Source organism: Thalassovita taeanensis, from assembly GCF_900110775.1.
Classification (GTDB): Bacteria; Pseudomonadota; Alphaproteobacteria; order Rhodobacterales; family Rhodobacteraceae; genus Litorimicrobium; species Litorimicrobium taeanense.
Map to the genome: position 1 here is coordinate 1 of NZ_FOEP01000015.1, position 19,104 is coordinate 19,104.

Genomic DNA, 19,104 nt, shown 5'->3' on the forward strand with positions numbered 1-19,104 from the left:
ACTAAACGAAGGACACAAACTGGCGGAATTTTACTCCGCTACAACTGCAATGCGCAGCCGCTTCTGTGGCCCATTATTGATCCGCGTTTTACAACCATCATCGCACAAAGCACCCCGCGGCACCTCAACCCTCACGCTTTTCTAATTAATATTTGATTTTATGCAAGGGGATTTGCGAAATTTGCTGACCCTCGCACCAACGCAGCGCAATCTGCGGCAGCAAGGCACAGAAACCGCGAAGCAAACACAGACAGCCCGACCCGAAGGTCAGGCACTTGGCCATCCACCCGCCCGTCAAACAAGGCGCGGATGTCATTGGAGGTCTGAAAAAATCAAGTGGTGCCGCTGAAGGGACTCGAACCCCCGACCCCATCATTACGAATGACGTGCTCTACCATCTGAGCTACAGCGGCCTTGATGAAGCGGGGCTATAGCACCCCGCTTTGCGCTGGAAAAGATCTATTTTTCCGGCTTGGCCTCTTCCACCTCGCCTTGATCTTCCGAAAGCTCGTCAACGATCTCGGCGTCAATCACCTCGGGCTCATCGACAACAGGCTCCTCCGGTTCGGACCCGGCAGACTTGTCCTCGACAGCACCGACGATCAGCGGCAGCATCGCCACGCCTGTGGTCGTTGTCGCTTGGGCTTCGGGCGGCGCTTGCCAGCTCAGCGTATCGAACGACTGGCAATTTTCGCAGACCGGCACCCACTCCCGGTGGATATTGTGGCAGTTCTGACAGACCCATTGCGGGCCGCGCGGCGCATTCAGCGCGCGGGCAAGCCAACCCTTGACCACGGCATCCGATCCGCCTTCGCCACGCTCGACCGCCGCCATAATCGTCAGCGCCCGCGAGTCCGGGTCGCTTTCGATCAGCTCCCCCAAGGCGCGGCGCGCGGCGGGGAAATCTTCGGCGGCGATGTTCAGCTCGGCCAGCAACAGCCGGGTCTCGCGGTGATCCGGGTGGATCTTCAACAACGGCTGAAACCGCTTCAAACGCTCCTGCGGGGTCTCATCCGGCACGATCGCCGCAAAGGCCGCGGCCAAATCGGGGTGCGGCTGGGCATCCCAGGCCTTTTTCAGCAGACTTGCCGCATGCCGCAACTTGCCCTTCTCGACATATCCCGCCGCCGCAAAAACCGCGGCAGGGATCAGGTCGGGCGACAGGCGATTGGCCTCGATCGCCTCTTCCCGCGCCTCTATGCTTTTGCCCTCGTCCAGCACGCCCTTGGCCTCTGACAGCGCCAGAACCGCATCGCGCCGCTTGTGCACGTCGCGCGGCAGCATGCCGTATTTCAACTTCATGCTCAGCGTGTTGCGTGCGCCGGACCAATCCTTGGCCTGCGCCTGCAACTTCAACAGAACGTCCTGCGTTTCCTCATGCTTGGGCTTCAGCGCAATCGCCTTTTCCGCCAGCTTCAGCGCGGTTCCCGTGTCGCCATCCGCCAGCTTCTGCTTCATGATCCCGCGCACGCCGACAAACCGCGTGCGGTCATCGGTCAGCAGCCGTTTATACACTTCTTCGGCCTTTTTGCGGTCCCCGGCCATTTCCGCAGCCTGCGCCGTCAGCAGATTGGTCAGCTCAGGCTTGCCCAGGTATTTCTCGGCCTTGCTGGCCTTGGCCATCGCCAGCCGCGCCTCTCCCGAGGCCAGCGCCATCATCCCCTCCGACAGCGCCTGAAACCCTTTGCGCTCGCGGTTGCGATCGAAATAGCGCGACAAAGCCGTTTCATCGCCATTCAGGAACTTCAGCAGTGCCACCGCCAACGACGCCAGCTTAAGCAACAGCCACAAGGCCACCAGCATCACCAGCAGCCCAATTACCGCATTCAGCGGCGTCAGGTTGACCTCGATCCCGCCAAAGGCGATCCGAACCCCGCCTTCCATTTCCAACAGATAAGCCGCGCCAAGCGCCGCCGCTGCAACCAAGGCAACGAAAACGACAATCTTTATCAGTGACCAAAGCATTCCCGTTTCCCCTTCAGTTCGACATCACTTGCAGGCCCAACGCCTCTGCGGCGACCACCGCCTGCGCCCGCGAGGTGGCTTGCGCCATCCAGCCGGTCAGCTCAACACGCCCCTCTTCGGACAGCGCCTCCAGCTCGGCCATCGTATCGGTCAACCGCCCTTCGGCCAGCGCCGCCTCGGCTCGCGACAGGATCGCGTCGGGATCGTTGCCCTCTTTGGGGGCCAATGATCGCACGCCCAGCTGATTGCGCAGGAACGACCCGATATCTCCCGAACCGCCTTCGGCCTTGCGCGCGGCCGACAGCGCCGCACGGGCGGCTTGCGGGAAACTGGCCTGCAATTGCGGCATCGACCGCACGCCTTCGTTGGCCACATCCTTCAACGCCGCTGGCACGTCCACCCCCGAGGCCAGCAAATCCCCCAAAGGCTCGGCAAAGCCCGCACCGGTATCCAGCGCCACCTGTATCCGCGACACAGCCGAACGCAGCATCGCCTGATGCGCGGTCATCTCGGCGTTTGCCTCCTGTTCGGCGGCTTGCTGCGCCATCGCCTCGATCTCGGCGCGCTGCTTTGCCATTGCATCCTGAACCGCCTTCAACTCGCGCTCATACGCCGCCACAGCCGAGGCCGAGGCCCCCTCCGCAATTGGCCGCATCTCCAGTTCCGTAAACCGGGCGCTCAATTCATCCACGCTTGCCGCCAAACCGTCCAGACGCCCCACCAGATCGGTCTGCGCCTGTTCGCCCGCTTCAATCCGTGCCGACAGGTCCGGTCGGGCCTCCAACGCGGCCAGCCGCTGATCGTCGGCCTCGGCCTGCGCCTGCATCGCCGCTGTCAACTCGGCCTTCAACTCGTCGTTGCCTGCGCCAAACCATCCGTCAGGCAGCACATATTGCGCCACCCCAAACCCGATCGCCGCCGCCGCCACGCCGCCCAGAAGCGTCGGCACGAACCCAACACGCCGAACAACCACAGGTGTCGGCGCAGGGGTCGGCTTGGGCTGTTCCGGTTCCGGCGCTGGCTCTGCATCATGGACCTCGTCCGCCGTATCTTCAGGCTCCGTCAGCTCAACCGGCGCTTCGGTTTCGGGTTCCTCAGGCGTCTCCGCCGCCTCATCCGACTCTTCGACGATTACAGCATCCGCAATATCTTCGGGCTTTACCTCGGGGTTTTCCGTGGGTTTTTTCGAGTCAGACACCTGTAACAATCCTTTCGAATCCTGTTCAGAACCAATTCGGCGATGAAATTAGCTTACGTTGCGCGCGGTTAACCCTCAAGCCGGGTGGCTGCGGCCATCAGTCTCTCTACCGCATCCAGCATCGCCTCTGCATCCGGCGTACGGGCCACCTCCAGCCCCGCCAGCGGCACGCCAGCCAGCGCGCCCGCCACCTGTTCACTCATCGCGGCCACCAGAACCGGCGCGTGCCCCAGATGCCCGGCGCCAAACAACCGTGCGCTGCGCGGCGAAAAAAGGGGCACTATAACTGGGTTTTCCCCCTTCAATGCCATTTTCGCCTGCTCGGACAGTGGCGTTTCGACCTGACGATACACCACCGCCTCGTGTGTTTCGCATCCCGCCGCCGTCAGCCGCCCGGCAATTTCACCCAGCGCGTGCTCGCCGCGCAGGTGCAGCAACGGCCCCACTTCGCCATCGGCCAAAATCCGCCGGATCAACGCCTCGGCGTCGCCGCCTGCCGAAATCACATCGAATCCCGCCGCCTGCGCCGCACGCCCGGTGGCCTCGCCCACCGCATAGCACCGCCGCCCCCGGCCTGGCCCCGCCGCCGTGACCGCATGGCGCGAGGTAAAGATCAGCCGCTCCGCATCCGGCACATCACCACCCTGAACAATCCTCATCACCGGCGACAGTATGATCCGCACTCCCGCACCCAACCGCGCCCGCACCGCTTCGGCGAAACGGGCGGCGTCTTCCTCGGGCCGGGTCAGCAAGATCGTCACAGCCATTTCACGCGCCGGGATTGTTTGAACATGCAACCGGTGTTACCTGCCCCCTACTTGTGTTGCAACGGGCAGGACCATGACCAAGACCCTGACCATACTCGGACTGGAAAGCAGCTGCGATGATACCGCCGCCGCGATCGTGCGTCAGGCGTCCGGCGCCCCGGCGCAAATCCTGTCCTCCGTCGTGCTGGGGCAAACCGCACTGCACAGCCCCTTTGGCGGCGTCGTGCCCGAAATCGCCGCCCGCGCCCATGCCGAAAAGCTCGATATCTGCGTTCGGCAGGCCCTGACCGAGGCTCAGATGACCCTGTCCGACATCGACGCCATCGCCGTCACCGCCGGGCCCGGCCTGATTGGCGGAGTGCTGTCCGGCGTGATGTGCGCCAAGGGCATCGCCGCAGGCACCGGAAAGCCACTGATCGGCGTCAACCACCTGGCGGGCCACGCGCTTACCCCGCGCCTGACCGATCAGACCGCCTACCCCTATCTGATGCTGCTGGTGTCCGGCGGTCATTGCCAGTTCCTGATCGTGCGCGGCCCCGAGGATTTCACCCGCCTCGGCGGCACCATCGACGACGCCCCCGGCGAAGCCTTCGATAAAACCGCCCGCCTGCTTGGCCTGCCACAGCCCGGCGGCCCCGCCGTTCAGGCCGAGGCATTGAACGGCAACCCCAAACGCTTTGCCTTTCCCCGTCCCCTGCTGGATCGGCCCGGATGCGATATGTCCTTTTCCGGGCTGAAAACTGCCCTGCTGCGCACCCGCGATCAGGTGATCGCCGAAAAAGGCGGGCTGACACCGCAGGATCGCGCCGATATGTGCGCCGGATTTCAGGCCGCCGTGGCCGACGTTCTGGCCGAAAAAACCCGCCGCGCGCTGGCGCTCTACCTGTTCGAACACCCCGCGACGCCCACCATTGCCGTCGCCGGCGGGGTCGCGGCAAACACCGCCATTCGCGCTATGTTAGAGTCTGTTTGCGCCGAAAACAGCGTCACCTTCACCGCCCCACCTCTGGCGCTGTGCACGGATAATGCCGCGATGATCGCCTATGCCGGACTTGAACGGTTTCGCGCAGGCGGGCAGGATGACATGACCCTCGCCGCCCGCCCACGCTGGCCCTTGGATAAAACCAGCCCGGCCCTGCTTGGCTCGGGCAAGAAAGGCGCGAAAGCATGATCACGGTCGCAGGCTCCGGCGCATTCGGCACTGCTCTTGCCATCTCGCTCGCCAGCACCGGCACACCGGTGCTGCTGTGGGCGCGCGATCCCGAACAGGCGCGGCTGATGCAACAAAGCCGCGAAAACGCCCTGCGCCTGCCCGGCATTCCTCTGCCCGATAGCCTGCAAATCACCGCTGACATAGGCTCTATTCCACCCGAAACCCCGGTTCTGGTCTCGGTCCCGATGCAAAAACTGCGCGACATGCTGATCGCGCACCGCGCAGCCCTTTCCGGTCGCACGCTTGTCGCCTGCTGCAAAGGCGTTGAACTTTCCAGCGGCCTCGGCCCTATCGCCATCCTGTCCGATCTTGTCCCCGACAGCATTCCTGCCATTCTGACCGGCCCCAGCTTTGCCCGCGACATCGCGCAGGGCCTGCCCACCGCACTGACCCTCGCCTGCGCCGAAGCAGAGGTCGGAAAATCCCTGCAAAAGGCTCTAACAACGCCCAACCTGCGGATTTATCGCACCACAGATACCACCGGGGCCGAACTTGGCGGCGCATTGAAAAACGTCATCGCCATCGCCGCCGGGGCCGTCATGGGCGCCGGTCTGGGCGAAAGCGCCCGCGCCGCGCTGATGACCCGCGGCTATGCCGAAATGCAGCGTATGGCGCTGGCGCTTGGCGCGCAGCCCGAAACGCTGGCGGGCCTGTCCGGCTTTGGCGACCTGACCCTGACCTGCACCTCGGAACAGTCCCGAAACTACCGTTTTGGGCAATCTTTGGGCCGCAATGCCACCTTTGACCCCACGATCACCGTCGAAGGCGCCGCCACCGCCCATGCCGTTCTGACCCGCGCCCGGACCATGAAGATCGACATGCCAATCACCGCCGCCGTCGTCGCCTTGCTTGACGGAACGCTCAAGCTGCGGCAAGCCATGGATATGTTGCTGTCCCGACCCCTCAAGGAGGAATGAATGCTGATTGCCCTGATTGCCCGCGATAAACCCGACGCGCTTGAGACCCGCAAAGCCAACCGTGCGGATCACCTGGCCTATATCGACGCGACCGGCGTTGTGGCCCAAGCCGGCCCCCTGCTGGATGCCGCCGGGCAAATGATCGGCTCGCTGGTGATCCTGGATGTCGCCGATATGGCCGGTGCCGAAAGCTGGGCCGCAAATGACCCCTATGCAAAGGCCGGTCTGTTTGCCAATGTTGAACTGATCGAATGGAAAAAGGTCATCGGCTGATGCGCTACTGGCTGTTCAAATCCGAACCCGAAACCTGGAGCTGGGACGACCAGATGGCCAAGGGCGACGCGGGCGAGGAATGGAACGGCGTGCGCAACTATCAGGCCCGCAATTTCATGCGCGAAATGGCCGTCGGCGATCGCGGCTTTTTCTACCACTCGCAGAAGCAGCGCGCCATCGTCGGTCTGGTCGAGGTGTGCGCCCCCGCCCACCCCGACAGCACAACCGACGATCCGCGCTGGGAGTGTGTCGATATCAAGGCTCTGATCCCCGTCAAAACCCCCGTCACGCTGGATGACATCAAAGCCGATCCGCGCCTGTCCGAAATGGTGCTGGTCCGCAATTCCCGCCTGTCCGTGCAACCGGTCACGGACGACGAATGGCAGATAATCTGCGCCGCCGCGGGCGTTTCGCTATAGGAAGATCGCCCCAACTGCGCCATCCTGCCCGCGCAATATTGGGGGAAATACAATGCAATACATGTCCGTTCTGGCCGCCGCCGTGGCTTCTTATGCGTTCGGGGCGCTGTGGTATATGGCGCTTTCCAAGCCATGGATGCAGGCTGCCGGGATCGAAACGAACGAGGCCGGTCGCCCCAAAAACGGAACGAACCCAATCCCCTATATCGTCGCCTTTTGTGCCGCCGTTCTGGTCGCGGGCATGATGCGGCACGTCCTGGTGCTCAGCGGTGTCAGCACCCCCGGCGCGGGCTTTGTCGCGGGGCTTGGTATCGGTTTGTTTTTGGCCACGCCCTGGCTGACGACCTGCTATGCCTTCGGCATGCGTCCCCTAAAGCTGATCCTGATCGACGGCGGCTATACCACGATCGGCAGTGCCATTATCGGGCTGGTTTTGACCCTGTTCTAGGGTCAACTGACCGAGCTGACCGCATCGCAGATCGAGGTGATTACCGCGTCCAACAGCGCCTGATCCTCGGCTTCGCCCATCACGCGGATCAACGGCTCGGTCCCTGACTTGCGGATCAACAACCGCCCGCCCGCGCCCAGCCGCTTTTCGCCCTCGGCGATGGCGGCCTGCACGCAATCTGTTGCCAGCGGCGCTTTGCCGGGGGCGAAATGCACGTTGCGCAGGATCTGTGGCACCGGGTCAAAGACCTGCGTCAGCTGGCTGGCGCTTTTGCCGGTTTCCACCATTGAGCGCATGAACTGTAGCGCCCCGATCAACCCGTCGCCGGTGGTGGCATAATCGGTCATCACGATATGGCCCGACTGCTCTCCGCCCAGGTTGAATCCCTCGGCCCGCATCTTTTCCACAACATATCGGTCGCCCACGGCGGTGCGCTCCAACCCGATATTCTGGCTGTTCAAAAACCGCTCCAGCCCCAGGTTCGACATCACCGTCGCGACCAGAGCATTGCCCGCCAACCGCCCCTCACGGGCCCAGTTCGACGCAATCAACCCCATGATCTGATCGCCATCGGCCACGGCGCCGGTTTCGTCCAGAATGATCACCCGATCCGCATCGCCATCCAGACAGATCCCCAGATTGGCCCGCGTCTCGCGCACCTTGCGCGCAGCAGCCTCGGGGCTGGTCGATCCGCAATCCGAGTTGATGTTGTGCCCATTCGGACTGACCCCAACCGGGATCACCTCGGCGCCCAGTTCCCACAGCACATTCGGCGCTGCGCGGTACGCCGCGCCATTGGCGCAATCCAGCACCACCCGCAGCCCATCCAACCGCAGCTTGTTGGGAAAGGTCGTCTTTACATATTCAACATAGCGGCCCATGGCGTCGTCAATCCGCCTTGCTCGGCCAATATTCTCGGGTGCCGCCAAAGTGACGCCCTTGCTCAGGATCGCCTCAATTTCGGTTTCGGCCTCATCCGACAGTTTGAACCCGTCTGGCCCGAAAAACTTGATACCATTGTCATAGGCCGGATTGTGGCTGGCTGAAATCATCACCCCCACATCCGCACGCATTGAATGGGTCAGAAACCCAACTGCCGGCGTCGGGATCGGCCCAAGTAACAGCACGTTCATCCCGGTCGAAGTAAACCCCGCCGTCAGCGCATTTTCGATCATATAGCCGGACAACCGCGTGTCCTTGCCGATCACCACGCGATGTTCCTGCTGATCGCGCCGGAAATAACGCCCCGCCGCCGCGCCCAACCGCATCACCAGCTCGGCCGTCATAGGATAGGTATTGGTCCTGCCGCGAACACCGTCAGTGCCGAAAAGAGATCGTGTCATTTTTGCTGGGCCCGGTAGCAGATCAAAGGTTCACCCTGTCTAAGCCCGCCACAAGCGTTAGTCCAGCTTGGCATTTTTGCCTGCGGGCAGTGCCTCTTGCGCCGTCTGGGCAAATCTTCCGCCTATATCAGTCTCAAATGCGCGTCTTTTCTGCCCAATTTTGCGGCATACATTTCAGGATTGGTGCAATAGATAAGCGTTCCCGCAACACGCCAACCCTACGGTAAGCGCGCTCTTGCTCGAATCTCGGCCCGGCGCGACGGTACTTTGCCGACATAGAGTATTACTTGATAAGGCTGGATTATTCCGGAGCGTCCCTGGAAATATATAGGACCGACAGTGAATTACGAACTGAAAAACGCCCTGCTAAATGCCCTATATGCACGCGCGATCGCCTTCACACGCAAGCAAAAGAGCCTGATTTTTCTCGCAATGGATGCGTTTTGGATTGCGTTGACCTTCACGGTCTCTCAGGCGCTGGTTCTCGGCATCTGGCCCAATGCCCGACTGTTGTCGCTGATTGGTATCCACCTGCTGATCCTCGTGCCGCTGGGTGTCGCCATGATCGTGGTGACCGGGCTGCACCGCGTACGGCTGAACGCGTATCAGATGCGCAGCGCGGGTCAGACTGCCGCCGTGGCGATGGCCCTTGGCTTGATCGGGGCGGTGATGGCGATCCTGCCGGAGTCGCAGATTACCCCTGCCGGGTGCGTTCTGTTCTCCTCCAGCTTTCTGATCCTCTCCGTCGGCTCGCGGCAGGTGCTGCGCGATATCGTCCTCGCAGTCTATCGTCATGGCAAGACGCGCAAACGGGTGCTGATTTACGGCGCCGGCCAGACCGGGCAACAGCTCGCCGCCGCCCTCGCCACCGACGACGCCGTTGAACCGGTCTGCTTTGTCGATGACAACCCAACCTTGCAAAGCCTGACCTTGTCCGGTCTGACCGTCTATGCCCCGGTACAGGTACCCGACCTGATCGTTCAGAAACGCATCGACCGGGTGGTGATTGCCATGCCCTCGGTCAGCCAACCGGTGCAGGCCCGCATCGCCCGCAGCCTGCGCGAAATGGGCTGCGAGGTCCTGTCCCTTCCCTCCTTCGCCGACCTGATCGAAATCGGCGACACCGCGCGGTCCGTGCCGCAGATGCAGATGGCCAGCCTTCTTGGCCGCAACCGCCTTGAAAAAGAGCTGCCCGGCGTCAGCGATACCTATCACGGGCGTCGCATTCTGGTCACCGGCGCCGGCGGCTCTATCGGGTCGGAAATCTGCCGACAGCTTCTGACCTGCAACCCGCAAAGCCTTGTCCTGCTGGATCACAGCGAACTGGCGCTCTATGCCATCGATAAAGAGCTGTCCGATCTGCGCAGCCCCGTCCCCATCGTGCCGGTGCTTGGCTCCATCGGCGAACGCTCGCTGATGCGCCACATCCTCAAGCAGTACAAGATCGACGTCGTGCTTCACGCCGCCGCCTACAAGCATGTGCCGATGGTCGAGTGCAACATGGTCGAAGGCCTGCGCAACAACGTCATTGGCACCCGTATTCTTGCGGATGAGGCCAAGCGCGCCGGCGTCGCCCGCTTCACCCTGATCTCCTCTGACAAGGCCGTGCGCCCGACCAGCGCCATGGGCTGCTCCAAACGTCTGGCCGAACTGATCGTTCAGGATCTCGCCACCCGCTCGCCCAACACCGTGTTTTCGATGGTGCGGTTCGGAAACGTGCTTGGCTCCAGCGGGTCGGTCGTGCCGCTGTTTCAGGACCAGATCGCCCGCGGCGGCCCCGTGACCGTCACCCACCCCGAGGTCACACGCTACTTCATGACCATCCCCGAAGCCGTGCGCCTGGTGCTTCTGGCCGGCTCAATCGCGCAGGGTGGCGATGTTTTGGTGCTCGATATGGGTGCGCCCGTTGCCATCCGCGACGTCGCCCGCCGCATGATCGAAGGCGCCGGGCTGAGTGTTAGAGACCAGGACACCCCAAACGGCGATATCGAGATCACCTATTCCGGCCTGCGCCCCGGCGAAAAACTGCACGAAGAACTGCTGATAAGCCCCGATATGATCACAACGCCGCATCCAAAGATCATGCGCGCACAGGAATCCCACCTGTCCGAGCTTGAAATGGCCAATGTGATGAAAGACCTGCGGCGCATCATCGAAAGCCGCGACGACAAGGCCGCCCGCGCCTTGCTCGATCGCTGGATCGAAGGCCGCTCGCCAACCGGGCCACGCCTCAACCTGTCGAACGAATAGTACGTCGATGAGGTAAAAATAGGCGGAGGGACCGGCAAAGCCGAACCCTCCGCTTCCCCACGTGCTCCCTACACACCACACGTGAAACTCAGATTAGGGTTCCGGCCGTCCTGACTCGGTACTTCATCTTTGTAACCGCTGTTGGCCACAGGTCCAAACATCAAGTACATCAAATCTCGTTCAAATGAAAAACGCCCGCCAAAATTGACGGGCGCAGCACTCGAACCACAAACAAACGCTTAGCCGTAAACGGCTTCTTTGCCAAAATGCTTGGTCAGCAGGTAATAGAAAACAGCGCGGTACTTGTTACGCTCGGACTTGCCATAGGTCTCGATCACCGAATTGATCGCCTCCATCAGCGCCGGCCCATCTTCCAGACCCAGCTTCTTGATCAGGAAATTATTCTTGACTGTCTCAAGCTCGGCGGGCTGCGAACCTGCCACGGTCGACGCATCTGCGTTATAGATCGCAGGCCCGCAACCGATCGTGACCTTGGTCAGCAACGCCATGTCAGGCTCCATGCCGCACTTGTTCCGCAGATCATCCGCATATTGCGCAATCAGATCGTCCCGTTTTCCCATCAGAAATCTCCCGCCACTCTGGCTTTTTTGTTTTGGTCCACTGTCCCTTTCAGGCGCAACCAAAGGTTATCGCCGAAATTGAATGTAACAAAGGAAAAATTTCCACGGCTTTTCCCCCTAGATCAGACAGCAAAAAGCCGCCCTCAACGGGGCGGCTTCCTGACGATCATAATCGGATCAATACCGATAGTGTTCCGGCTTGAACGGGCCTTCCGGCGTCACGCCGATATACTCGGCCTGCTCGGGCGAAAGTTTGCTCAGCTTCACGCCGATCCGGTCCAGATGCAGCCGCGCCACCTTCTCGTCTAGATGCTTGGGCAGAATATACACTTCGTTGCTATACTCGTCGCCCTTGGTCCACAGCTCAATCTGCGCCAGCACCTGATTGGTGAACGACGCCGACATCACGAAACTCGGGTGCCCGGTAGCATTGCCAAGGTTCAGCAACCGGCCTTCCGACAGCAGAATGATGCGCGCGCCCGAAGGCATCTCGATCATGTCCACCTGATCCTTGATGTTGGTCCACTTGTGGTTCTTCAGCGCGGCCACCTGAATTTCGTTGTCGAAGTGGCCAATGTTGCCAACAATCGCCATGTCCTTCATCTCGCGCAGATGCTCGATGCGGATCACGTCCTTGTTGCCGGTGGTGGTGATGAAAATATCGGCCGAGGTCACGACATCTTCCAACACGACAACCTCGAACCCGTCCATCGCCGCCTGAAGCGCGCAGATCGGATCAACTTCCGTCACCTTCACGCGCGCACCCGCGCCGCGCAGTGACGCGGCCGAGCCTTTGCCAACATCGCCATAGCCGCAAACAACCGCGACCTTGCCGGCCATCATGGTATCGGTGGCGCGACGAATGCCATCAACCAGCGATTCCTTGCAGCCATACTTGTTGTCGAACTTCGACTTGGTGACGCTGTCGTTCACGTTGATCGCCGGGAACGGCAGATGCCCCTTTTCCATCATCTTGTACAGACGGTGCACGCCGGTGGTGGTCTCTTCCGACACGCCCTGAATGGCATGGCGCTGCTTGACGAACCAACCGGGCGTTTCCGCCATCCGCTTGCGGATCTGGGCAAACAGGTATTCCTCTTCCTCGGATGTCGGCACGGCGATCAGATCGTGCTCGCCCTCCTCGACCCGCGCGCCCATCAGCACATACATCGTGGCGTCGCCGCCATCGTCCAGGATCATGTTGCAGGTGCCCTCGGCGAACTGGAAAATCTTGTCCGCGTAGTCCCAGTATTCCTCAAGCGTCTCGCCCTTGATCGCGAACACCGGTGTGCCGCCCTCGGCAATCGCTGCCGCCGCGTGATCCTGCGTCGAGAAAATGTTGCACGAGGCCCAGCGCACATCCGCGCCCAGCGCCACCAGCGTTTCAATCAAAACCGCCGTCTGGATCGTCATATGCAAAGACCCGGCAATCCGCGCGCCCTTCAGCGGCTGCGCCTCGCCATATTCGGCCCGCAAGGCCATCAGCCCCGGCATTTCCGTCTCGGCAATATCCAGCTCTTTGCGGCCATATGCGGCCAGCGCGATATCCTTGATGATGTAATCGTTGCTCACAGTCTCAGCTCCTGGAAAGGTCACGCGCATCTACCATTCCCAAGCCTTCGGCACAATCCGCCAATCCGCGCCGATGGGCTGTTACCTGACCAGAACCTGGCTCATTTCAGCGCGCTCCAGACCAGCATAGGGCACTCCGCCAGCGGGCTGACCATCCCAACCGTCCCCGGTTTCGATCACACAGGCCACACCGCGCGCCGTGTCAACGCGTACCCGGCTCCACGTGCCGGTCTGGTCCGAGGCCCAGATTTCCACCCGCCCCGCCGGACCCGCCACTTCGACCTGCAAGGTTTCGCCGTACCAATCGATCAAGGATGCCGCCAACACATCGCGGCTGTCGCAAACCTGTTCGGCATGCCCCACCTGCGCCACACTGGCCAACATCAAAAGTGATCCTGCAAAAAGCTGTCTCATCATCGCCTCCTGCAAACCCAACGCCGCCAACGCCCGTTGGTTCCACTCGCCCGCAACCCGATGATTTACACGACCGCCCCAACCGCTTAGGCAAGACGCATACGACACGACAGGATCACCCGATGCCCAAACAACCCCGCGCCTGGCAACGTATGCTCTCGGGTCGCAGGCTCGACCTGCTGGACCCAACCCCGATGGATATCGAGATCGAGGACATCGCCCACGGCCTCGCCTTCGTTGCGCGCTGGAACGGGCAAACGCTGGGCGACTACGCCTATTCCGTCGCCGAACACTCGCTTCTGGTCGAAACCCTCTTTGCCCGGCTCAACCCCGCCGCCCCGGTCAAATGGTGCCTCGCCGCCCTGCTGCACGACGCGCCCGAATACGTGATCGGTGACATGATCAGCCCGGTCAAATCTGCCGTCGGGCCCTCTTATGGCGCACTTGATGACCGACTGACCGCTGCCATCCATATCCGCTTCGGCCTGCCCGCCGCGCTGCCCGTCGCCATCAAGAAACAAATCAAAGCCGCCGACAAGATCAGCGCCTGGATGGAGGCCACTCAGATCGCAGGCTTCTCCATCACCGAGGCCGGCAAACTTTTCGGCAGGCCCACCCCGTCCCTGATCGCCGACCTCTCGATCCGCCTGCGCCCTCCGGTCGAGGCGCGCAATGATTTCACCGCCCGTCACCACGCCCTGCTGGAACAAATGCCATGATCCATATCCGCGCCGCCGGTGCCCTCGATGCCGCCGCCATGGCCGAGCTGCTAAACGCGATCATTGCCCAAGGCGGCACCACGGCGCTGACCACTCCGGTCACCCGCACCGATATTCTGGACTGGATCGCCCGTGCCCCCGATCTCTCGGCCTGGCACATCGCCGAAGACGACAGCGGCACCCTTCTGGGGTTTCAGTGGATCGCGCCTCACGCCAAACTCCCGCCGCAGGCCGCCGACATCGCCACCTTCGTCGGTATCGGGAAAACCGGCCTCGGCACCGGCTCCGCGCTGTTTCGCGCCACCGCACAGGCCGCCCGCAACCTCGGCTATGACTGGATCAACGCCACCATCCGCGCCGACAATACCGGCGGGCTCGCCTATTACCAAAGTCGCGGTTTTGAAGATTACAAAACCGAAACCGGCGTTCAGCTCGCAAATGGCCTCCGCGTCGACAGGGTACGCAAACGCTTCACCCTCTGACCCCGGCTTCTTTCTGAAAAAATACTCCCGCCGGAGGCGTCCCACCCCAACAAGCCTCGCAAAGGTTAACACGGCTCGCAGCACCCCTGCGGTGCACAGGGGGTGCACGGGCGGTGCACAATAATCACCCCCGCATTTTTCCGGATTTTTCCCGAATCTTAGCGCGGCGAACGCTTCGCCAATATCCGCTGAAGCGTACGCCGGTGCATGTTCAGCCGCCGCGCCGTTTCCGACACGTTGCGGTCGCACAATTCATACACCCGTTGGATATGCTCCCACCGCACCCGATCCGCGCTCATCGGGTTCTCGGGCGGCGGCGGCAGATCGTCGCCATTGGCCAGCAAAGCATTGGTGATATCGGTGGCATCCGCAGGTTTCGACAGATAATCCGTGGCCCCGATCTTGACCGCCGCCACAGCCGTTGCAATCGCGCCGTATCCCGTCAGAACCACAATCCGGCAATCAGGCCGCTTTTCGCGCAGAACCTCGACCACGTCCAAGCCGTTGCCATCCTCCAGCCGCAGATCACACACAGCAAAAGCCGGCGGACGCGCGGTCGCGATGGCCTTGCCCGCCGCCACAGATCCCGCAGTTTCCACTTCAAAACCGCGTTTTTCCATCGCCTTTGCCAACCGCTTCAGAAACGGCTCATCGTCATCCAGAAGCAAAAGCGATTTGTCCTCACCGATCTCCTGTTGACGCTCAGCCATGCAATTTCTCCTACGGGCGACGCTATGAGTTTCCCACGCTTCTATAGCGCAGATCGTCCTGCGTCAAATTTTCCCCTAGGCTAGCGCGCATCCATGAAACATTGAACTTTATCAGCCATCTGTTCCGGGGTGATGTCGCGGCGGAAGAACTCGATGAACCCTTCGTCTGGAAACACCAGATAGCTGAAGGTCGAGTGGTCAACCAGGTAATAGTCCTCGTCGCCTGCCTCCGGCTCGTGTTTCTTGTAATAGGTGCGATAGGCTTGGCTTGCCACCTTGACCTGCTCTGGTGTGCCGGTCAGCCCAACCATGCGCGGATGCAGATAATCGGTGAAATCCGCCAGCAGTTCGGGCGTATCCCGATCCGGGTCGATCGAGATGAACACCGGCTTCACGATCGTGCCACGGCTTTCCAAAATCTCGATCGCCTCGGCGTTGCGGGCATTGTCCAGCGGGCAGACATCCGGGCAGAACGTATACCCGAAATACACCAGCGACGGCTGATCAATCACATCCTTGTCGGTAACCGTTTTGCCGGTTTCATCCACCAATGTGAACGGCCCGCCAATGGCGGCCCCGCCGGCCACGGCGCTGCTGCGGCACGCGGCGTATTTGTCCTGCGTTCCGCTGCTTCTGGTCAGATACCAGGTCGCCCCCAGAAGGGCCGCAATAGCCAATGCAGAAACGGTTGCGATAACGGTGCGGTTCATAAGACTGCCTTCCTGGGATCGGGTGGTTATTAATCAAGTTACAGTGCATATTTAACATTGGAACCAGAACTTCAACGGGGCGAAGCAGCGCAGATGACAGACACCAGCTTCGGAATGCTCAAAGGCGCACAGCGCGGCAACTGGATCAAGCTGCGCACAATCACCTTCTTGCGCTGGGGCGCCATCATTGGTCAGCTGAGCGCAATTTTTGTCGCGCAAGAGCTGTTCAACCTCCAGCTTGAACTTAGCCTGTGCCTGCTGGTGATCAGCGTATCGGTTGTGGGCAACCTGGTCGCGGTGTTCATCTTTCCCGAAAGCAAACGCCTGACAGAGAACGAAAACCTGCTGATGGTGCTGTTTGATCTGCTTCAGCTCGCGCTGCTGTTGTATCTGACCGGCGGGCTGCACAATCCGTTTTCGATCCTGATCCTTGGCCCGGTGACGGTATCGGCCTCGGCTCTGAGCCTGCGCTCGACCGTGTTCATGGGTATCACCGCCATTCTGGTTGTCACACTACTGGCCGAATTTCACCTGCCCCTGCGCACGGAAGAGGGCTTTGTCATGCGCATTCCGGATACTTTTGTATTCGGCAACTGGATCGCCATCGTGATCGCCATCGTGTTTATGGGTATCTATTCACGCCGCGTCACAGTGGAAATGCACGCAATGTCCGACGCGCTTCAGGCCACCTATATGGCCTTGTCGCGCGAACAGAAGCTAACCGATATCGGCGGCGTCGTAGCCGCCGCAGCGCACGAGCTGGGCACACCCCTGGCAACGATCAAACTGGCCAGCGGCGAACTGATCGAAGATCTGGAAGGTCGGCCCGAGCTACAGGAAGATGCCCGCCTTATCCGTGAACAGGCCGACCGCTGCCGCGACATTCTGCATTCGATGGGCCAGATCGGCAAAGATGACTTGCACATGCGCCAAGCCCCGCTCACCGCGGTTTTGCTTGAAGCCGCCGAGCCACACACCGGCCGCGGCAAAACAATTCACTTTCAAGAGATTTCCGGCCACAATACACCCGCTTCGCAGCCTTCGATCCTGCGCAGACCCGAGATCATTCACGGCCTGCGCAATCTGATCCAGAATGGAGTGGATTTTGCCGACGCCAATGTGTGGGTCGAAGCGGATTGGAACGACGATACCGTTTGGGTGCGCATCATGGACGACGGGAAAGGTTACCCGCCCCACCTGATCGGTCGGATCGGCGATCCCTTCATGCGCCGCCGACGCTCTGCCAGTGACAGCGCCACCCGGCCCGAATACGAAGGTATGGGCCTTGGCCTGTTCATCGCCAAAACCCTGCTTGAAAGATCCGGCGCCGAGCTGAGCTTCGCCAATGGCCGCGACCCCCATCTTTCCCGGACAGCTCAGCCCGAAAAATGCGGTGCCGTTGTCGAGGTAACTTGGCCCCGCAGCAAGATCGACGCAAAAGGCGGGGAAAATGCTGTTCCTATTGGGAAAAATCGACCTTTGGAGATCTGATAACGCCGTTCTGTTTACCATTTGTTAACGACTTCCCCACAACCTACGCGGGCGTTGTTTGGAGAGCGGTATGCTCGATTTATCATCGGTTATTCTTGTTTGTGCAGTATCGGGCATAACGGCCGGCCTTGCGGTCTTGGGTCTTGTCTGGACAGGCTCTGGCAAAGCCGCCGCACCACTTGGGGAACAAGGTGCCGCAAGTTTTCTGTTTGATGGCTCTGAGCTGATCAACGCCACCGAATCCGCGCATCGTCTGATACAGGATAACCATGACGAGACCGCCTCAGACTGGCTGCGCCTGCGTATGTGTCTTGCGCCCCGGTTTCCGGAATTTCCCGAGAATGAGCCTCTGCCTCAGGATCAAACCAGCCTGACACTGGCCTCTGCTGACCTTGGGCCGCGCTCAAAAGTCGTGTTGGAAAACGTCAAAGGCCTGACACGGGTGACACTGTTGGATGACGATAGTGATAATACCGATACGGCAGCAGACCTTCACCGCCAGCGCCTGCAACAAGCACAGCTTGAAACCCTGCGCAGCGCCGTGCAGGGTGCGCCTTATCCTATCTGGCAATCCGATGACGGCGGCGCGATCTCGTGGGCCAATACGGCTTATGAAAACCTGACCGGCGTTTGCGGCAGCGGTGCCGCCAAGACCGGCTTGCCCCGTCTGTTTGACTTGCCAGACTTCAAACCGCCCGCGACCGCTCGCAGCCGCATGACCCTGGTTGTGCAAGAGGACAATGAAAACCTTTGGTTCGACGTTTGCACCGTGCAAACAGGCGACCACAAGATGCACTATGCCACTGATGTAAATGCTGTCGTTCAGGCCGAAATCGCGCAGCGCAACTTTGTTCAGACCCTGACCAAGACTTTCGCACAATTGTCCATCGGACTGGCAATTTTTGATCGCAAAAGACAGCTTGCCCTGTTCAACCCGGCGCTGATTGACCTGACCGGCTTGTCAGCAGATTTCCTCAGCGCGCGACCCAACTTATTGAGCTTCTTTGATCGGTTGCGTGACAATCGGATGATGCCTGAGCCGAAGAACTATCATTCGTGGCGGGATGAGATCACCGATCTGGTCGTGGCCGCCGCCGATGGGCGATACTACGAAACCTGGAGCCTGCCATCTGGGTTGACCTACCGGGTGAGCGGCCGCCCGCATCCAGACGGGGCAATTGCCTTTCTGTTCGAAGATATCAGCGCCGAAATTTCCCTGACCCGCCGGTTCCGCTCGGAATTGGAACTGGGTCAGTCCGTACTCGATCATCTGGACGCCGCCATTGCGGTCTTTTCCTCAGGTGGTCAGCTGACCTTTTCCAATCTCGCCTATCGCACGCTTTGGGGGATCGACCCCGACAGCTGTTTTGCAGAGGTTTCTGTGCGCGACGCATCCCGTCATTGGCAAGAAAAATGTCAGAACACGTCAATCTGGGCAGATGTGCGCGACTTCGTCGTCGATTTTTGCGACCGAAATGAATGGGGCGCTTCGATCACCCTGAACGATGGTCGCCCATTGAACTGTCGGTTTGTGCCAATCAACGCCGGGGCCACCATGGTCATGTTCAGCCCGGCGGCCGAGGCAACAGGCAAGGTTGCGCAGGTCGAAACCGCCTGAAGCTGCTTGCAGGG

General features: G+C 60.9%; 19 protein-coding genes and 1 tRNA gene. 10 read left to right on the forward strand and 10 right to left on the reverse strand.

All coding sequences use genetic code 11. From position 1 onward, the window contains the following. Positions 1-337: 337 nt before the first annotated feature. The 4 genes from BSF79_RS16095 to BSF79_RS16110 all read right to left on the reverse strand — a co-directional run bounded on the left by BSF79_RS16095 (position 338) and on the right by BSF79_RS16110 (position 3,930). Positions 338-413, reverse strand: a tRNA-Thr gene (locus tag BSF79_RS16095). 46 nt (positions 414-459) lie between these two features. Then, positions 460-1,965 (reverse strand): heme biosynthesis protein HemY, encoded by a 1,506-nt coding sequence (locus tag BSF79_RS16100; RefSeq protein ID WP_090270854.1) that lies wholly within the window; start codon positions 1,963-1,965, stop codon positions 460-462. A 13-nt stretch (positions 1,966-1,978) separates the two neighbouring features. Then, on the reverse strand, positions 1,979-3,163 hold the full coding sequence (locus BSF79_RS16105; protein ID WP_090270855.1) for a COG4223 family protein: 1,185 nt from the start codon (positions 3,161-3,163) through the stop codon (positions 1,979-1,981). Positions 3,164-3,231: 68 nt separating this feature from the next. After that, positions 3,232-3,930: a uroporphyrinogen-III synthase gene (locus BSF79_RS16110; protein ID WP_090270856.1), complete on the reverse strand. Its 699-nt coding sequence runs from the start codon at positions 3,928-3,930 to the stop codon at positions 3,232-3,234. 73 nt (positions 3,931-4,003) lie between these two features. On the opposite strand from BSF79_RS16110, the gene tsaD reads away from it, so the two are divergent. Genes tsaD through BSF79_RS16135 form a run of 5 tightly spaced genes read left to right on the forward strand, consistent with a single transcriptional unit; the run spans position 4,004 to position 7,200 of the window. Next, positions 4,004-5,101, forward strand: a complete 1,098-nt coding sequence (gene tsaD, locus BSF79_RS16115; RefSeq protein WP_090270857.1) for a tRNA (adenosine(37)-N6)-threonylcarbamoyltransferase complex transferase subunit TsaD — start codon at positions 4,004-4,006, stop codon at positions 5,099-5,101. Then, the gene (locus BSF79_RS16120; protein WP_090270858.1) at positions 5,098-6,060 is read left to right on the forward strand and encodes an NAD(P)H-dependent glycerol-3-phosphate dehydrogenase; all 963 of its coding nucleotides are present in this window, start codon (positions 5,098-5,100) and stop codon (positions 6,058-6,060) included. The genes tsaD and BSF79_RS16120 overlap by 4 nt, the downstream gene beginning before the upstream one ends. Further along, the gene (locus BSF79_RS16125) at positions 6,061-6,333 is read left to right on the forward strand and encodes a YciI family protein (protein ID WP_090270859.1); all 273 of its coding nucleotides are present in this window, start codon (positions 6,061-6,063) and stop codon (positions 6,331-6,333) included. After that, positions 6,333-6,752, forward strand: a complete 420-nt coding sequence (locus BSF79_RS16130) for an EVE domain-containing protein (RefSeq protein WP_090270860.1) — start codon at positions 6,333-6,335, stop codon at positions 6,750-6,752. The genes BSF79_RS16125 and BSF79_RS16130 overlap by 1 nt, the downstream gene beginning before the upstream one ends. Positions 6,753-6,804: 52 nt before the next feature. After that, positions 6,805-7,200 (forward strand): DUF1761 domain-containing protein, encoded by a 396-nt coding sequence (locus BSF79_RS16135; protein ID WP_090270861.1) that lies wholly within the window; start codon positions 6,805-6,807, stop codon positions 7,198-7,200. A gap of 2 nt (positions 7,201-7,202) precedes the next feature. Here the strand turns inward: BSF79_RS16135 and glmM are convergent, their stop codons facing one another. Further along, positions 7,203-8,543, reverse strand: coding sequence for a phosphoglucosamine mutase (gene glmM, locus BSF79_RS16140; RefSeq protein WP_090270862.1), 1,341 nt, complete (start codon positions 8,541-8,543; stop codon positions 7,203-7,205). A gap of 432 nt (positions 8,544-8,975) precedes the next feature. Here glmM and BSF79_RS16145 point away from each other — a divergent pair, with 432 nt between their 5' ends. After that, complete coding sequence (locus tag BSF79_RS16145; RefSeq protein WP_090270943.1) at positions 8,976-10,793, forward strand: polysaccharide biosynthesis protein; 1,818 nt, start codon at positions 8,976-8,978, stop codon at positions 10,791-10,793. Between the two features lie 239 nt (positions 10,794-11,032). Here BSF79_RS16145 and BSF79_RS16150 read toward each other — a convergent pair whose 3' ends face one another. The 3 genes from BSF79_RS16150 to BSF79_RS16160 all read right to left on the reverse strand — a co-directional run bounded on the left by BSF79_RS16150 (position 11,033) and on the right by BSF79_RS16160 (position 13,360). Further along, entirely contained in the window at positions 11,033-11,374 is a 342-nt protein-coding gene (locus tag BSF79_RS16150; protein ID WP_090270863.1) for a DUF2853 family protein, read from the reverse strand. A 177-nt stretch (positions 11,375-11,551) separates the two neighbouring features. Then, positions 11,552-12,976 carry an adenosylhomocysteinase gene (ahcY, locus tag BSF79_RS16155; RefSeq protein ID WP_090270864.1) on the reverse strand — a complete coding sequence of 475 codons (1,425 nt, stop codon included), beginning with the start codon at positions 12,974-12,976 and terminating at the stop codon, positions 11,552-11,554. A gap of 51 nt (positions 12,977-13,027) precedes the next feature. Beyond that, positions 13,028-13,360 (reverse strand): hypothetical protein, encoded by a 333-nt coding sequence (locus tag BSF79_RS16160; RefSeq protein ID WP_139246471.1) that lies wholly within the window; start codon positions 13,358-13,360, stop codon positions 13,028-13,030. 122 nt (positions 13,361-13,482) lie between these two features. Here BSF79_RS16160 and BSF79_RS16165 point away from each other — a divergent pair, with 122 nt between their 5' ends. Together BSF79_RS16165 and BSF79_RS16170 are read left to right on the forward strand one after the other, a co-directional pair. Continuing rightward, entirely contained in the window at positions 13,483-14,079 is a 597-nt protein-coding gene (locus tag BSF79_RS16165) for an HD domain-containing protein (protein ID WP_090270866.1), read from the forward strand. After that, complete coding sequence (locus BSF79_RS16170; RefSeq protein WP_090270867.1) at positions 14,076-14,561, forward strand: GNAT family N-acetyltransferase; 486 nt, start codon at positions 14,076-14,078, stop codon at positions 14,559-14,561. The genes BSF79_RS16165 and BSF79_RS16170 overlap by 4 nt, the downstream gene beginning before the upstream one ends. A 158-nt stretch (positions 14,562-14,719) precedes the next feature. Here BSF79_RS16170 and BSF79_RS16175 read toward each other — a convergent pair whose 3' ends face one another. Together BSF79_RS16175 and BSF79_RS16180 are read right to left on the reverse strand one after the other, a co-directional pair. After that, on the reverse strand, positions 14,720-15,271 hold the full coding sequence (locus BSF79_RS16175; RefSeq protein WP_090270868.1) for an ActR/PrrA/RegA family redox response regulator transcription factor: 552 nt from the start codon (positions 15,269-15,271) through the stop codon (positions 14,720-14,722). Positions 15,272-15,351: 80 nt separating this feature from the next. Then, positions 15,352-15,981: an SCO family protein gene (locus BSF79_RS16180; protein WP_090270869.1), complete on the reverse strand. Its 630-nt coding sequence runs from the start codon at positions 15,979-15,981 to the stop codon at positions 15,352-15,354. Positions 15,982-16,074: 93 nt separating this feature from the next. Between BSF79_RS16180 and regB the strand changes: the two genes are divergently transcribed. Both regB and BSF79_RS16190 read left to right on the forward strand, forming a co-directional pair. Next, complete coding sequence (gene regB / locus BSF79_RS16185; protein ID WP_090270870.1) at positions 16,075-17,472, forward strand: sensor histidine kinase RegB; 1,398 nt, start codon at positions 16,075-16,077, stop codon at positions 17,470-17,472. Between the two features lie 70 nt (positions 17,473-17,542). Then, positions 17,543-19,090, forward strand: coding sequence for a PAS-domain containing protein (locus BSF79_RS16190; RefSeq protein ID WP_090270871.1), 1,548 nt, complete (start codon positions 17,543-17,545; stop codon positions 19,088-19,090). Positions 19,091-19,104: the final 14 nt, after the last annotated feature.

What these genes read in the sequence shown, in the direction of transcription:
- BSF79_RS16100 (WP_090270854.1), bottom strand. Translation starts at nt 1,965, where the DNA reads ATGCTTTGGTCACTGATAAAGATTGTCGTTTTCGTTGCCTTGGTTGCA.
- BSF79_RS16110 (WP_090270856.1), bottom strand. Translation starts at nt 3,930, where the DNA reads ATGGCTGTGACGATCTTGCTGACCCGGCCCGAGGAAGACGCCGCCCGT.
- tsaD (WP_090270857.1), top strand. Translation starts at nt 4,004, where the DNA reads ATGACCAAGACCCTGACCATACTCGGACTGGAAAGCAGCTGCGATGAT.
- BSF79_RS16120 (WP_090270858.1), top strand. Translation starts at nt 5,098, where the DNA reads ATGATCACGGTCGCAGGCTCCGGCGCATTCGGCACTGCTCTTGCCATC.
- BSF79_RS16125 (WP_090270859.1), top strand. Translation starts at nt 6,061, where the DNA reads ATGCTGATTGCCCTGATTGCCCGCGATAAACCCGACGCGCTTGAGACC.
- BSF79_RS16130 (WP_090270860.1), top strand. Translation starts at nt 6,333, where the DNA reads ATGCGCTACTGGCTGTTCAAATCCGAACCCGAAACCTGGAGCTGGGAC.
- BSF79_RS16135 (WP_090270861.1), top strand. Translation starts at nt 6,805, where the DNA reads ATGCAATACATGTCCGTTCTGGCCGCCGCCGTGGCTTCTTATGCGTTC.
- glmM (WP_090270862.1), bottom strand. Translation starts at nt 8,543, where the DNA reads ATGACACGATCTCTTTTCGGCACTGACGGTGTTCGCGGCAGGACCAAT.
- BSF79_RS16145 (WP_090270943.1), top strand. Translation starts at nt 8,976, where the DNA reads ATGGATGCGTTTTGGATTGCGTTGACCTTCACGGTCTCTCAGGCGCTG.
- BSF79_RS16150 (WP_090270863.1), bottom strand. Translation starts at nt 11,374, where the DNA reads ATGGGAAAACGGGACGATCTGATTGCGCAATATGCGGATGATCTGCGG.
- ahcY (WP_090270864.1), bottom strand. Translation starts at nt 12,976, where the DNA reads ATGCGCGTGACCTTTCCAGGAGCTGAGACTGTGAGCAACGATTACATC.
- BSF79_RS16160 (WP_139246471.1), bottom strand. Translation starts at nt 13,360, where the DNA reads ATGAGACAGCTTTTTGCAGGATCACTTTTGATGTTGGCCAGTGTGGCG.
- BSF79_RS16165 (WP_090270866.1), top strand. Translation starts at nt 13,483, where the DNA reads ATGCCCAAACAACCCCGCGCCTGGCAACGTATGCTCTCGGGTCGCAGG.
- BSF79_RS16170 (WP_090270867.1), top strand. Translation starts at nt 14,076, where the DNA reads ATGATCCATATCCGCGCCGCCGGTGCCCTCGATGCCGCCGCCATGGCC.
- BSF79_RS16175 (WP_090270868.1), bottom strand. Translation starts at nt 15,271, where the DNA reads ATGGCTGAGCGTCAACAGGAGATCGGTGAGGACAAATCGCTTTTGCTT.
- BSF79_RS16180 (WP_090270869.1), bottom strand. Translation starts at nt 15,981, where the DNA reads ATGAACCGCACCGTTATCGCAACCGTTTCTGCATTGGCTATTGCGGCC.
- regB (WP_090270870.1), top strand. Translation starts at nt 16,075, where the DNA reads ATGACAGACACCAGCTTCGGAATGCTCAAAGGCGCACAGCGCGGCAAC.
- BSF79_RS16190 (WP_090270871.1), top strand. Translation starts at nt 17,543, where the DNA reads ATGCTCGATTTATCATCGGTTATTCTTGTTTGTGCAGTATCGGGCATA.